A 14,361-nucleotide genomic window follows, 5' to 3' on the forward strand; every position below is an offset into this window, starting at 1 on the left:
CTCCTATATTGTATTGCTATATTAATACAGTACTACAACTAAGAAGCAATGGATTATATGACATTGGCGCAGGCCGCGAGCCCGTCCATTACACAACCGTAAACAATCCTACTTGCCAAAAGAACATATATAGAACATAGTACGGCCTTATGACCCGCTGGACTCTCTTCAACATCTTCGGCAAAGCACGCGCATGAGTCTTACCCACATCAAAGTCAAAGGCGCCCGGGAGCATAATCTCAAGGGCGTAGATATCGACCTTCCGCGCGACAAGCTGATCGTCATTACCGGCCTTTCCGGCAGTGGTAAGTCGAGCCTTGCGTTTGACACCATCTATGCTGAGGGACAGCGGCGCTATGTCGAATCCCTCTCTGCTTATGCGCGCCAGTTTCTGGAGATGATGCAAAAGCCTGACGTCGAGCATATTGAAGGGTTGTCGCCTGCCATCTCGATCGAACAGAAGACAACCTCGCGAAATCCCCGTTCAACCGTTGCGACGGTTACCGAGATATACGATTATATGCGATTGCTATGGGCCCGCGCAGGTGTGCCCTATTCTCCTGCGACGGGTGAACCAATCACGGCGCAGACGGTCAGCCAGATGGTTGACCGGGTCATGACATTGCCGGAAAAGACTCGCTTCTATCTGCTCGCACCGGTCGTACGCGGGCGTAAGGGCGAATATCGCAAGGAACTTGCCGAATGGCAGAAGGCCGGCTTTACCCGGGTGCGTGTCGATGGCGAATTTTATGATATCGAGGAAACGCCAAAGCTCGATAAGAAGCTGAAACATGACATCGAAGTAGTGATCGATCGGCTGGTTGTCCGCGACGGTATGGAAACGCGGCTGGCAGACAGTTTCGAGACCGCATTGCGTCTTGCCGATGGTTTGGCTTTTGTCGATCTGGCCGAGGGCATTGTCCCGGGCCGCGAAGAGGCAGAAACCGGAACCAAGATGAAGGGCACTGGCCTGCCCGACAATCGCATTGTGTTTTCCGAACGCTTTGCCTGTCCGGTCAGCGGCTTCACGATTGAGGAAATCGCACCGCGACTCTTTTCGTTCAATGCTCCCCAGGGAGCCTGCCCCGCCTGTGATGGTCTTGGTGAAAAACTGCATTTCGACACGCAGCTGGTCGTACCCAATCCGGAACTGTCGATCAAAAAAGGAGCGGTCGTTCCCTGGGCCAAGTCCAATCCGCCGAGCCCCTATTATATGCAGGTGCTGGGCAGTCTGGCGAAACATTTTGAATTTTCACTGGATACGCCGTGGCAGGATCTGTCGGAGCATCACCGCGATATCGTCCTGAACGGCACACAGGGCCTGCCAGTGACGCTGCGTTTTCAGGACGGGCGCAAAAGCTATGAGGTGAAGAAGCCGTTTGAGGGTGTGGTCGGTAATCTGACTCGCCGGATGCTGCAAACCGAAAGCAACTGGATGCGCGAAGAACTCGCCAAGTTTCAGGCAGCCGCCCCATGTGAAGTCTGTCACGGCGCCCGGCTCAAGCCGGAGGCATTGGCGGTTAAAATTGCGGGCGAGGATATCAGTATCTCGACCCGTCGCAGTGTCGGCGACGCGCTCGACTTTTTCAACGGTCTTGCGGATCAGCTCGATAAGACCCAGCGGCAGATTGCGGAACCGATCCTGAAAGAAATTATCGAACGGCTTGGCTTTTTGAACAATGTTGGTCTCGATTATCTCAATCTGGACCGGACCAGCGGTACATTGTCCGGCGGTGAGAGCCAGCGCATCCGTCTCGCTAGCCAAATAGGTTCAGGATTAAGCGGGGTTCTCTACGTATTGGACGAACCGAGCATCGGTCTGCATCAGCGCGACAATGACCGCTTGCTGACCACGCTCAAGCGTCTTCGCGATCTCGGCAATACCGTGATTGTCGTCGAACATGACGAAGATGCAATACGTACAGCGGATCATGTCGTCGATATGGGACCCGGTGCGGGCGTCCATGGCGGTGATGTTGTTGCCGCTGGAACGCTCAAACAGATCTTGAAATCGAAAAAGTCACTCACCGCAGCGTACCTAAATGGTTCGCGAGAGATAGAAGTTCCAACCAAGCGCCGCAAGGGCAATGGCAAGCAGCTGACCGTGCATGGCGCGACTGCAAATAACCTGCAAAATGTCACCGCCTCCATTCCGCTCGGTACATTTACGTGCATTACTGGCCTGTCGGGTTCCGGCAAATCATCGCTGACCATCGATACGCTTTATGCATCGGCCGCCCGGGCGCTCAATGGCGCGCGGGTAATTGCGGGCAAGCATGACAAGATCACCGGGCTGCAATATTGCGACAAGGTCATCGACATTGACCAGTCTCCCATCGGCCGGACACCACGATCCAATCCGGCCACCTATACCGGTGCCTTTACCAATATCCGCGACTGGTTTGCCGGTCTGCCCGAGGCGCAAGCGCGTGGCTACAAGCCAGGCCGCTTTTCCTTCAACGTCAAAGGCGGACGCTGTGAAGTGTGCCGCGGTGACGGGCTTATCAAGATCGAGATGCACTTTCTGCCCGACGTTTATGTCACTTGCGAGGAATGTGGCGGCAAACGCTATAATCGCGAGACGCTGGAAGTGAAGTTCAAAGGCAAGTCGATCGCCGATATACTCGACATGACGGTTGAGGACGCGGTGAGCTTCTTCAAGGCGGTACCGCCAATCCGCGACAAGATGGCTATGCTTTATGAGGTGGGGCTCGGCTATATCAAGGTCGGTCAGCAGGCGACCACCTTGTCCGGCGGCGAGGCGCAGCGTGTGAAACTGGCCAAGGAGCTGTCCAAACGCTCGACCGGGCAGACGCTTTACATATTGGACGAGCCGACCACCGGCCTGCATTTCGAAGATGTTCGCAAGCTGCTGCAAGTGCTTCACCAACTGGTTGAGCAAGGCAATAGCGTAGTGGTGATCGAACATAATCTCGACGTCATCAAAACCGCCGACCATATACTCGACCTCGGCCCCGAAGGCGGCGTACGCGGCGGTGAAATTGTCGCGGAGGGCACGCCGGAGGAAGTGGCCAAGGTCAAGGGCAGCTTCACCGGCGGCTATTTGAAGGACATGCTTTCGAAGTAAATTGACACTGACTGCATCCGATGCGGGCAAATCTGCGTACCTCCTGTCAGCGGAAAAACCGCAACATTAGGAGAAAGCCATGTTGAATAGATTTGCTCTTACGATAGCCATTACAGGCAGCATGATAGCGAGCGCTGCACACGCGGGTATCAGTCAGAATAATTATATCGCCAAAGGCGACACATTATTGCTCGGCGGCACACAGCCCAAAACGATTAGTTTTGATGGCCAGAATCGTGGCGACGTAGCAGTCGAAATCCTGCTCCAAAACCGTACGTCGCGAACACTTGTCCGTTCGATCGCACCCGGCGAGAGCTTCAACCAATCTGTCCCGAAGAATCAGGTCATGGTCCTGCGCAACAAGTCAAACGACCAGCGTGCCAGAGTCTATTGGCATGTCAGCGGCTATTCCAGCACAGTTAATCCCCGAAGCAATTGACTGCTGTTCCAAGGCGCGGGATAAAGAATATCCCGCATTGGCAGCATAAGGAGGCGAGCGCGGCACCCAGAGGATCGATCCATGAAGCTCAGCCCTAATTTTCATCTCAGCGAGTTTACCCAGTCGCAGACAGCCACACGCCTGATGCTCGACAATACACCTGGTCGGGCGGAGGTCGCGGCGCTGAAATTGCTCTGCGAAAAAGTGCTGGAACCGGTACGCGAAAACTATGGTCGCCCGGTGCTGATCTCCTCCGGCTATCGCTCGCCAGCGGTCAATCGCGCGATCCGTGGCTCGCGCACGTCACAGCATGCCAAAGGTGAAGCGGCGGATTTCGAGATTGCCGGCGTCGACAATCTGCGCATCTGCCAATGGATGGAACGGCGACTCAACTATGACCAGCTGATCCTCGAATTTTACGAGCGCGGCGTGCCGGCAAGCGGCTGGGTTCACGTGTCCTACCGTGAACCCTATCGCAATCAGGAACTGACCGCCAAGCGCGTCGTCCGCAATGGCCGGCGCACGACCGTCTACCAGAACGGAATTGTCGGATAGGAATCCGCAAGCCGGCGCCTAAATAGCCTTATTCTTCCAGTAAAAAGGTCACAGCCAGCGTCGTGCGCCATTCGGTCACCTGGCCGTCGGTTACCACGGTCTTGATATCCTTGACCCATGCGGACTGGACATTGGTCAGCGTTTGTGATGCGCGGGAGACGCCATCTTTCACCGTATCTTCGATCGAACTGGTCGATGACGAAATAATCTCGGTCACTCTTGCTACAGCCATTACACTCTCCTTTGGGTTACGCCCCCTTTTGGAAAATGCCGCACTGCCTTCATTCCCTGTTGCAGCGGCAGGTATGAAGATGCGCTTTTCGGCCGCCGCCGTCAAATAAGGGGGTTTGCGTAAACGCTGCCGGGCCGACCGATCATGCGCCCTTGATCACCTTGGCCTGCCAGAGAATGAAGATCGGCGCGATCAGTTCCAGCACCATGCCGGCAACCATCTCCGCAGGCGGTGCACCCACATTGACGTAAGAAACCACGCGTCCCAGGCCGCCGATAAATACCGCCAGCACCGCTAATCGAAAGACCAGCGCCCGCCCGACGATATCACCCGCGGAATAGAATAGCATCGCCGCTATGCCAATATACACGCCGGAGAGATAACGAAACTGGTTGTCCATCGCATTGGTAAAGGGCTCCCCGCCCATGAGTTGCGCCGCGCCCAGCACAATGCCGGTAACCCCGAAATAGAGCGGGATCAGGCCGAATATATATATGGCGATGCGGAATAATGTCATGATGGCGCCCCTTTAAAGATGCAATCTCCGTTGCAATATGAAACTCGTTTAGCAGAATGAGGCAAGATGGCAAGGGGTAGAAAGCTGCGCAACGATCATCTTAACAAGCCAAAAAAACAATGCTAGCCCCGCGCTATCGAAACCTTCATTCTCTGGATTGGTCTGGCTCTGGCGAGCACAGGATTAGCGCTGGCTCTGCGCAGCGATCTGCCGTTTCTGCGCAATCCGGTCCGCCGCACCTCCGCCAGGATCGTCCGCCACGACCGCCGCTACGAAGACGGCGCACCCGTCTACCAGCCGGTCTTCCGTTTCGCTGACGAACATGGGGCGTTTGTCGAGGTTCGCGACTCTGTCTACATGCCCTTTCCCAAGCCGGTTATCGGTGAGATGATCGAAATCATCTACCCTGAAGGCAATCCCCAAAAAGCGCGCATCCCGTACCCGGTCTTTCGCGCGCTGATATACGGCGTGCTGGGCTATGTCTTTGTGGTTCTAGGCATGGAGATTACCGGATGGTGGTGATGAGCATGTCCGCTAAGGGCGCAAAAGCGGACGTTGAGGCATTTTGTCTATAAAATGTTGTAGCTGACTGATAGCGCGACACGGTCAAATTCGAGAAAGTGTCTGAAAAATGGAAACCCACACCGGCTCTTGTCATTGCAAAGCTGTGAAATTTGAAATTAGTTCGATCAATATATCAGAAGGGACTTATCGCTGTGATTGCTCGCTTTGCCAAAAGAAGGCGATTGTGATGAAGGCGGAGCACAAAAGTCATTTCAAACTGACCGCCGGTGCAGATGAGTTACTTTCTTACAAATGGAACAAGAGGATTGCCGAACATTTTTTCTGTAAGAATTGTGGAGTTTACACTCATCATAAACGTCGGCGCGATCCGCATCAGATATGCATAAACTTTGCCTGTTTGGATCGGGTGGAAATGCCTTCGGAAAGAGACATCGGTCTGGCTGATGGATCAAACCACGACTAGATTAAACCTAGAATGAGGCATCACAATTTATGACCTATGTTTTAATCATACATGAGGTGGATAACTACGCCGATTGGAAATCTGGATTTGATCAAGTTAGCAACTTGCGGAAAACTGCTGGCGAAATTGAATTTCAGATTCTCAGCTATGACGATGATCCGAACAAAGTCGTTCATTTCTCGAAATGGCAGACGACCGAAAAAGCTCGAGCATTTTTTGAGTCCGCCAAGGTAAAAGAAATCAGAGAGGAGTTAGGTGTAAACGAACCCGAGTTTATTTACCTAGACGAGCGAGAAAGTGGAATTCTCTGATCTCTGCTTAGGGCGTAAAAGCGGATATCGCTGAGACAAGCCTCTTGTCTCCATCCAACCCACCTGCAGGCTCTCAACCAGCCGAAGCGCGCTTCAATTCGATCGGCTTTGGATTTGGTTTGGGCATCGCCTCTTCCTGACGCCGTTCCTCGGCATTTTCGACACGATCTCGGCCGCTCGACTTGGCTTGGTAAAGTGCGGCATCAGCGCGGGCAAACAACTGCTCATAGGTCTCCCCATCGCGCGCTGTGGCCACGCCAAAACTCGCAGTCAGGCGGATATCATCGTTCAGACTGGCATGTTCGAGACGTGCGAAGCCTTGCCTGATCCGCTCGGCTAACCGTTTAGCCGGGTCATTTGGGCAATTCCAGACCGCGATACAGAATTCCTCTCCGCCGATCCGGCCTGCCGCGTCGGAACCGCGGACCATCTGATCGATAAGTTCGCCGAAGCTTGAGATCGCTTGGTCGCCCGCCTGGTGTCCCCAAATATCATTTACCTGTTTGAAGTGGTCGATATCGGCGACCACCAGGCTCAGGGGACGACCCTCCGTTTGCGCACGTGGGAGAAGGTTTCGCATTGATTGCTCAAACGCGCCTCGATTGAGCAGCCCCGTCAATGCATCACGCTCACTGCTTTCGCGCAGGGCATTAGTCCATTCGGCGATCGTCGCGCCGATCAAAACCATCGCTGTTGTTACACCTTTCACCCCGAGTACGAGCCCGATCAAAGAGTAGTAGATCGACTCCCGATAGATCTCCGCTGGGATCGACTTCTCGAACAGCAGGGTCAATGTTGGCCTGACGAGGAAATCGGCGGCCTGAAATGCAATGATCGCGATGATCGCGACATCGATCACTGAGCGCCGCCGTGCGGTGAGGAGCGTAGTCACCCCCATGGCGAACATGACCCCATAGCCCATATTGACGACGACCAGTCTCGGGCCGACATCATTGGAAAAGCTAACTGTCAGTCCCAGTGCCAATGCGCTGATGAGGTAAACAACCGCGAAGCTTCCCAGATGAAGTCGTTGCCCAGCGCGCTCGCAGACCGATGCCAACAGCATGATAGAACCAAGAGTGTAGAAAACCTGCGTCGCATGAAAGAGGTAGAACGCATTGGCCGGCAGGAAGTGGGTGATAAGAAATCCCACTGCGGACAGGGCATAGGCAATACCAAAGCCGAACACGTGACGCTTCATGCGCCCCACCCGCCACAACACCACAAATGTCACCGCAAAAAACAGCGCCATGAGCGGTGTCACCAGTCCAAGAATTTGTGTTTGCATCTAACCCCAGCGTTCCTGATTCAGCTGGTTAGGCCAATATGATTAAGAGCGTCTTAAGGAATCGCATTCCACCCTGTACCAGTCACATCAGAAACTGCCTGCTATAGTCCGCTTTCGGGATGAAGCGGACGTAAGGACCAGTACCAGAAATTTCGGTGATTGCTGCCACAGGGATTTGGCTTCACAATCTTTGAAAGGTTATGCGGTTGCCCCAATCCGGCTCGTTACGACCAATCCGCAACAACCAAGCGATAGCCGATATCCAGACTCTTCTCCCGCATCAGATCCCCGTAGCGTGCTTCCCAGGCACCCGAGGCCAGATCGTCTTCCAGTTGTTTCAATGCGCCAGAGATGTCATCCAGCTTGGCAAATGTCGATATCGCTGATCGCACGTCCGGGTTGAGATAAGCGTCTGGTCGTCGCCAGTAGGCGCCGAGGAAGCCGTCAGTGCAATCATGAGGGACTGGGACCGCCGCTACATTTGTTTCTCCGAGGATCGCCTGGAATGCATTCATTTTTGGCATGATCGGCTGGTCGAGTGCGATGATCTCCGGGATATAGTCGGCTAACCAGAAATAGTCGGCCGCCGGGTCGAAGGTCAGAATGGCTACCCGGTCTCTGGCGACGCGCCGCATCTCGCGCAGTCCGGCATTCAGATCGCTCCAATGGTGAACCGTGAGGACGGCCATGGCTGCGTCAAACTGTCGATCCGCAAAGGGCAGGTTTTCGGCAGCCCCCTGATGTGCTGTTGCTGATCCTGGAGGGCGCTGCTGAATCATTTCGGCAGAGGGCTCCAGCGCTGTGACATTGCGATCTGTCGGTTCGTATGACCCGGTGCCCGCCCCGATATTCAAGACCGAATGCGCATCACCCAGCGCTTCATGGATTGCACGGGCAATTCGCGGGTCTGGCTGGCGGCGCTGCGCATAGCCAACGCCAATTTTGTCATAGAGCGGTTTCATGGGAATAGTTTAGACTGGGAATTGCGATTGCGCCAGTTATCCTGCGCTCCCGATCGCCGAACTACCCTGCTCACGGTACCGCGGGACTGGATTGGAGGGCGGTTTTCGAGCGTGCAATATAATGTTGAAATCCAATGCCGTTAATCGAAATCACCATAGTTTTGGTCGAAATCGCCTGAGCAAGTTTCGTTTGTTACGATAATCCGAAAGCAGAAGTCGTCGGAGGGATATTGACGACGGGAGGGTGCTTGCATGCGGAAGCCGAACAAAAAATCAGATTTTTGCATTGGTGATTGGTCATGAACCTCACCAATATTGCACTGAAATATCCGGCGGCTATTGCTGCGGCCCTGGCGTTGATCACCCTGATCGGAATCGTGTCGGCGTTCAGCACACCGATCCAGCTATTCCCCAATATTGAACGCCCCAGTCTGACTGTCCAGGCGGGTTGGCGTGCCGCCAGCCCCAAGGAAATCGAGTCCGAGATCACCATTCCGATCGAGGATGAACTGCGCGGCCTACCGGGGCTCACTCGCGTCCAGTCCTGGTCCAATAATGGCAACGTCTGGCTCAATCTCGAATTTGCACTCGGTACGAATATGGACAAGGCCTTTGCTCAGGTGTCCAGCCGTGTCCAGCGTGTCCGCAACTGGCCGCTTGATGCTGACCGGCCTTCGGTCGGGGGTGCCAATGGTGATCAAGGTGAATCACTAATCTATCTGTTTCTTCAGGCTTTGCCGGACAGCAATCTCGATTCTGAAGCGCTCGCTACCTTTGCCCGCGATACTATTGCGCCAGAACTGGAGTCGATCGAAGGGGTGCAGGGTGTCAGCGTCGAGGCGCCAACCGGAGAGCGGATATTACGCATCCGGTTCGATCCATGGCGACTGGCCCAGCTGAACCTCACCATAGAACAGCTTTCAGCTGCTGTAGGGCGTTTTCAGGATGTCGGAGGCGGTACAGTAGATGTCGGCCGACGCGGTTACGCACTGCGTTTCGAAGGCAATTTTTCAGCTGAGCAGATTGGCGATCTGACCGTTGCTCAACGTGGGTCGACCGTGATCCGGATGCGTGATGTCGCCGACATCAATGTCGGTCCCGACAAGGCTTTTGGCGTCACCTATCAGAATGGCAATCCAGCCATCGGCATGCGCGTCGTCCGTCAGCCGGGCAGCAACACGCTTGATGCTATTGATGGCGTGCTATCGACTATCGACACGTTCAACGAGAATGAACTGCAACGCATGGGTGCCAGGATCGAGAAAAGCTTCGATCCGTCGGTCTTTATCAAACGCGCTTTGTCGTTTCTGAGCGGCAATCTGCTGCTGGGAACTTTGCTGGCCGTTGGTCTGTTATGGCTTTTCGTTCGGCGCTGGCGTGCGACGTTCATTATTGCGGCCACTGTGCCGGTTTGCTTGCTGGCAACGCTCGCGGTGATCGGCATGACCGGTCGGACGATCAACGTGATCTCGCTCGCCGGGCTGGCCTTTGCTACCGGTATGGTTCTCGATGCGGCTATCGTTGTGATGGAAAATTTCGTGCGGCTGCGCAATCACGGGCGGTCGCCGGGCGAAGCCGCTTTGGAAGCCGTGTCTCAAGTCTGGCCCGCTCTATTTGCGTCGACCGCGACCACTGTCGCGATTTTCATCCCGATCATGTTTATCGAGGATGTCGAGGGCCAGCTATTCGCTGACCTTGCCTTGACCATCGCGATTTCCGTCGTCGCCAGCTTGATTGTCGCGGTCACGCTTCTGCCTGCAGCAGCACGGCATTATGGCGAGCTGGATATGGAGGACAATGAAAGCCGCTGGGATGGTTATGCTGATCGTATATTCGCTTTGATCGACAGCAACAAGAAACGGAAAATCTGGATACCGTCTCTCATCCTTGCGCCTTTGGTGATCTCCTATTTTCTCTGGCCGCAAACGGACTATCTGCCGGACGTGAAGCGTGATGCTGTCGATGCTTGGGTCGGCCTTCCATCCGGCGCAACATTGGAATCGGCGCGAACCGAAATTGCTGAAGAGGTGGTCGAGCGGCTTGATCCCTATCTGACGGGCGAAAAGCAGCCCGAGCTGCTTAACTATTATCTGTTCGTCAATCCATGGGGCATCAACACCGGTATCCGGATCAAGGACCAGTCCCGTATCGATGAGATGACGGGTATTGTGAATGGCGAGATCTTGGCTGGCTTCCCGGATGTACAAGCTTTTGCACAGCAAGGCAGCCTGTTCGGCAATTTTGGCGGCGGTGGCTCGATTGAACTCTATCTGCAGTCCGAAAATGACGAGGACTTGCGGGAGGCTGCGCTGGTCGCAACAGATGCAATTCAGGCCGCCTTGCCTGGCGGTATGGTCCGGCCCAATCCCGATCCGAATGTAGTTGTGCCGGAACTTCGTCTGACACCCAATGATCGCCGCATTGCGGAATTGGGCATGACCCGGGATCAGGTTGGGCGTGCTGTCCGGGCTCTGGGCGATGGCCTGTATCTGGGTGAGTATGTCTCCGACGGAGAACGGATGCGAGTTATCATGCGCGGTTCGGAAGCGTCAGACCCGGAAGCGATTGAAAGCGCACCGCTGGTCACACCCAATGCCGGCACGGTACCGATGGGCGAGGTGGCAACCTTGCTGCGCGGTGTCGGCCCGACACAGATTAGCCATGTGGACGGGCGTAAAACGGTGACGTTAAACATCAACCCGCCGCCAGGCATGGCGCTTGGCGAAGCATTGGAGGTTATCCGGACGACTGCAGAACCGGCCATCCGCGATGCGCTCCAGACTAGCGGAACCCTGCGTTATGGCGGCGACGCCGATGCGCTTGTCAAAGCAATCACATCGCTCAGCACCAACTTCATTCTGGCAGCAGCATTGTTGTTCGTCATCATGGCCTCGGTATTCCGGTCTGCCCGCGATGCCGCGCTGGTTATCATCGCCCTGCCGCTGGCCACTGTGGGCGGGGTTATCGCCATCCAGATAGTGAACCTGTTCAAACCGACGCCGCTCGATTTGCTCGGAATGATCGGGTTTGTGATCCTGCTTGGTATCGTCGTGAACAACGCCATTCTTCTTATGGCGCAGGCACGCGAGAGCGAGAGAGAGGGCATGAACCGGGAAGAGGCGGCCCGCACCGCGCTGCGTCTGCGGCTGAGACCTATTTTGATGACGACTGGTACGTCGGTCATGGGCATGCTTCCACTGGCGCTGGTGCCCGGACCGGGCAGCGCAATCTATCGCGGTCTGGCTGTTATTATCGTTGGCGGGGTGTTGGTATCGACGATCTTCACCTTGGTCTTATTGCCCGCTCTCATCCAATTGGGATCGGCCAGAAAAGACAAGCCGACCAAGCCTGATAGCCCAGACAAACCTGAAAAATCCCCCGACCCCGAACCCGGTTTTGGCGGTGGACTATTGCCGGAGCCTGCTGAATGAGTTTTGCATTGCCTGATATGATCCGAACCAATATTCGCTGGATCGCGATTGGCGGAACAGTGCTTGTCATTGCGCTCGTCTATTATCTGTTTTTCGCCTCCAATGCGGCGGAAGGACAGGGTGGGCCGGGCCAAGGCGGGCCGCCGCCTGCGATTGTCACGCTCGCCAAGATCGAGAAGCTGGCGCTCACTCCGAATTTCACCGCTCCCGGCGATATTGTCGCCAATCGGGACTCTGTTGTCGCCGCCGAAGTGGCAGGGCGCATCCAATCGACATTGAATATCGGAGCACGGGTCAGCCGCGGCACGGTTATCGCTGTAATCGATGATCGAACCATCCGTCTGGCCAGAGATCAGGCCCGCGCAGAAGTGGCGCGCCTGCAATCGGACTTGACCTATCAAAACCGGCTGGTGGGCAGATTGCAGCAATTGCTGAAAGAAGAAGCCGAGTCAGAAGCCTCTCTCGACGAAGCTATCTCTGCACGTGACCAGACCCGTGCGCGTCTTGCCGCAGCAAAGGTGGCGTTGGAAACTGCACAGGTTGATCTGGCCCGGACCCGCATCCGGGCACCCTTTGCTGGGCAAATGGTCGAACGCCGGATTGAGGTTGGTGAATATGCGACACCCGGACGGGAAATTGGCCGGATCGTGGGACGTGAAGGCTCTGAAGCCCGCGTTCGCGTGCCGATTGCGGTGGCCGGTTCGCTGTCGACAGGGCAAGAGGTCACAATCTTGGCCAATGGTGAGGAACGCTCCTCTCGTGTGCGCACGGTAATCGAGACGGGTGACGAGGTCAGTCGCACCGTTGAAGTCCGTGCGCCGATGGGAAGCCATAACCTGAAAATGGGCAGCGCGATTTCGATCACTGTGCCCACCGGAATTGAGCGCGATGTCCTTACCGCGCCGCGCGATGCGTTGGTACTGAGGGACAGCGGGATTTTCGTCTATGTAGTCAGTACCAAGGACAAAACGGCAAAACGTGTCGATGTGCAGGTTGGTGAGCCCGCTGGCGACCGCGTCGCCATTTCCGGAAAAATAGCGGCCGGTGACATGATCGTGGTTCGCGGTGGAGAGCGGCTGCGCGATGGTCAAAATGTAACTTGGGACGATGGCAAGAAACCTGATGCCGAGCCACAGCAGTCCGCAGGATGAGCGTGGTGAACTTGCGTGTATTTCCGTTATTCTGTCTGATCGCCTTATCGGCCTGCGCGATCCGTGGCGGCCCGGACCTTGACCTTGCCACTGTGCCCACGGCGCCTGATGGTTGGGCATCACGCCCCGATCTGCCGCTGACCAATGCTGTTGCCGAGCAGCCCAGTGCTATCACAAACGGTTGGCTTAATGAATTTGGTGACGAAGATCTGCGCGATGCAGTGAATGAAGCATTTGCCAATAATCGCAATTTGCAGTCTGTGCTGGCGCAGCTGCGCGCCTCCCGAGCCGCGAGGCGGGTGGCCCGTGCAGATCTGCTTCCAAGGGTCGATCTATCCGGAACGGCGACGGATGCCGAAAATGCCGCTACGGTCTATGATGGTTCTCTGGAGGCGAGCTGGGAAGTGGATATCTGGGGCCGCAATCTTGCCCTCGCTCGCGCGGGCAATGCAGATGCGAGAGCCGCGGCCGCAGATTTTGCCGCTGCCCGCCAGGCGCTAGCCGCCGCCGTTGCCCAGGCCTGGTATGACCGCAGTGCTGCTCGCATCTCTTTTGATCTGGCAACCAGCGACCTCGAGCGGCGCAAGGACACATTGCGGATTACCAACGCCCGCTTCCGTGCTGGCTTGGGTTCTCGGCTTGATGTCCGATTGGCGCAGGTTGCCGTTTCCAATAGCGAAGACCGTTTGGAAACCGCGTTACGGACCTCAACCAATGCGGCACGGGCGCTGGAGGTTCTGACCGGACGCTATCCATCCGGCGAGGCGGCAGGTGCCAATGATCTTGTTATGCCTAAGCCTCTGCCCGGTATCACCGCACCGGTGTCTGTTCTGGCTGGCCGGCCGGATTTGATCGCTGCCGAAGCGCGGGTCGATGCCGCCGGTCTGCGCGCTGTCGATGCCCGGCATGCCATGTTCCCGCAACTCACCCTGCGCTTTGATGCCACTACCCGGAGCGGCAGTTTTGGGGATCTGTTTGATCCCGGGACCTATATCAACGCGATTTCGGCGGGCCTGTTGCAGCCATTGTTCAGAGGCGGCGCACTGCTTGCCGAAGCCGATCGCCAGGGTGAGCTCGCAAGATCGGCACTGTTTGACTATGCGCAATCCACCTTGACGGCCTTTCAGGAAGTGGAGGATCGTCTCGACGCGGAAGCGACCTTGGAAAGGCAGGTTTCTTCGACCAACACGGCTGCTGAAGAGGCGCGTGCTGCCGTTGGTCTGACCCGCAGCCGCTATATCAATGGCCGCTCGACTATCTTTGATCTGATTGACGCGCAAACGACCGCCATTGCTTCGGAAACCCGGGCGATAGAGACCCGCCGTGCGCAAATTGAAAACCGGATCAATCTTCATCTGGCGCTGGGCGATGAACCGTTAGAGCGATAATATCCAGGTCG

General features: G+C 55.9%; 13 protein-coding genes. 9 read left to right on the forward strand and 4 right to left on the reverse strand.

What is annotated here, in order from left to right; all coding sequences use genetic code 11:
- The first annotated feature begins 193 nt into the window (after window positions 1–193).
- The 3 genes from uvrA to DG177_RS15435 all read left to right on the forward strand — a co-directional run bounded on the left by uvrA (window position 194) and on the right by DG177_RS15435 (window position 4,082).
- Window positions 194–3,088 (forward strand): excinuclease ABC subunit UvrA, encoded by a 2,895-nt coding sequence (uvrA, locus tag DG177_RS15425; RefSeq protein WP_108812299.1) that lies wholly within the window; start codon window positions 194–196, stop codon window positions 3,086–3,088.
- Window positions 3,089–3,167: 79 nt separating this feature from the next.
- Complete coding sequence (locus DG177_RS15430; RefSeq protein WP_108812300.1) at window positions 3,168–3,527, forward strand: hypothetical protein; 360 nt, start codon at window positions 3,168–3,170, stop codon at window positions 3,525–3,527.
- A gap of 81 nt (window positions 3,528–3,608) precedes the next feature.
- Window positions 3,609–4,082 carry a D-Ala-D-Ala carboxypeptidase family metallohydrolase gene (locus DG177_RS15435; RefSeq protein WP_108812301.1) on the forward strand — a complete coding sequence of 158 codons (474 nt, stop codon included), beginning with the start codon at window positions 3,609–3,611 and terminating at the stop codon, window positions 4,080–4,082.
- A gap of 28 nt (window positions 4,083–4,110) precedes the next feature.
- Here the strand turns inward: DG177_RS15435 and DG177_RS15440 are convergent, their stop codons facing one another.
- A complete protein-coding gene (locus DG177_RS15440) occupies window positions 4,111–4,314 on the reverse strand; it encodes a dodecin domain-containing protein (protein ID WP_108812302.1) in 204 nt (67 codons plus the stop codon).
- Between the two features lie 142 nt (window positions 4,315–4,456).
- Complete coding sequence (locus DG177_RS15445; RefSeq protein WP_108812303.1) at window positions 4,457–4,831, reverse strand: DUF4345 family protein; 375 nt, start codon at window positions 4,829–4,831, stop codon at window positions 4,457–4,459.
- 357 nt (window positions 4,832–5,188) lie between these two features.
- Between DG177_RS15445 and DG177_RS17890 the strand changes: the two genes are divergently transcribed.
- From DG177_RS17890 to DG177_RS15455, 3 genes are all read left to right on the forward strand, one after another.
- Entirely contained in the window at window positions 5,189–5,353 is a 165-nt protein-coding gene (locus DG177_RS17890; protein ID WP_443216422.1) for a hypothetical protein, read from the forward strand.
- Between the two features lie 109 nt (window positions 5,354–5,462).
- Window positions 5,463–5,819 (forward strand): GFA family protein, encoded by a 357-nt coding sequence (locus DG177_RS15450; RefSeq protein ID WP_108812304.1) that lies wholly within the window; start codon window positions 5,463–5,465, stop codon window positions 5,817–5,819.
- A 29-nt stretch (window positions 5,820–5,848) separates the two neighbouring features.
- Window positions 5,849–6,130: an antibiotic biosynthesis monooxygenase gene (locus DG177_RS15455; RefSeq protein ID WP_108812305.1), complete on the forward strand. Its 282-nt coding sequence runs from the start codon at window positions 5,849–5,851 to the stop codon at window positions 6,128–6,130.
- Between the two features lie 73 nt (window positions 6,131–6,203).
- On the opposite strand, the gene DG177_RS15460 is transcribed toward DG177_RS15455, so the two are convergent.
- Both DG177_RS15460 and DG177_RS15465 read right to left on the reverse strand, forming a co-directional pair.
- A complete protein-coding gene (locus DG177_RS15460; RefSeq protein ID WP_108812306.1) occupies window positions 6,204–7,418 on the reverse strand; it encodes a diguanylate cyclase in 1,215 nt (404 codons plus the stop codon).
- 224 nt (window positions 7,419–7,642) lie between these two features.
- Complete coding sequence (locus tag DG177_RS15465; RefSeq protein ID WP_108812307.1) at window positions 7,643–8,380, reverse strand: methyltransferase domain-containing protein; 738 nt, start codon at window positions 8,378–8,380, stop codon at window positions 7,643–7,645.
- 299 nt (window positions 8,381–8,679) lie between these two features.
- Between DG177_RS15465 and DG177_RS15470 the strand changes: the two genes are divergently transcribed.
- The 3 genes from DG177_RS15470 to DG177_RS15480 are packed head-to-tail and all read left to right on the forward strand — an operon-like array spanning window position 8,680 to window position 14,350.
- Window positions 8,680–11,811: an efflux RND transporter permease subunit gene (locus tag DG177_RS15470; protein WP_108812308.1), complete on the forward strand. Its 3,132-nt coding sequence runs from the start codon at window positions 8,680–8,682 to the stop codon at window positions 11,809–11,811.
- Entirely contained in the window at window positions 11,808–12,962 is a 1,155-nt protein-coding gene (locus DG177_RS15475; protein ID WP_108812309.1) for an efflux RND transporter periplasmic adaptor subunit, read from the forward strand. The genes DG177_RS15470 and DG177_RS15475 overlap by 4 nt, the downstream gene beginning before the upstream one ends.
- Window positions 12,959–14,350 carry an efflux transporter outer membrane subunit gene (locus DG177_RS15480; RefSeq protein WP_108812310.1) on the forward strand — a complete coding sequence of 464 codons (1,392 nt, stop codon included), beginning with the start codon at window positions 12,959–12,961 and terminating at the stop codon, window positions 14,348–14,350. The genes DG177_RS15475 and DG177_RS15480 overlap by 4 nt, the downstream gene beginning before the upstream one ends.
- Window positions 14,351–14,361: the final 11 nt, after the last annotated feature.

The organism is Sphingorhabdus sp. Alg231-15, assembly GCF_900149705.1.
Lineage (GTDB): Bacteria > Pseudomonadota > Alphaproteobacteria > Sphingomonadales > Sphingomonadaceae > Parasphingorhabdus.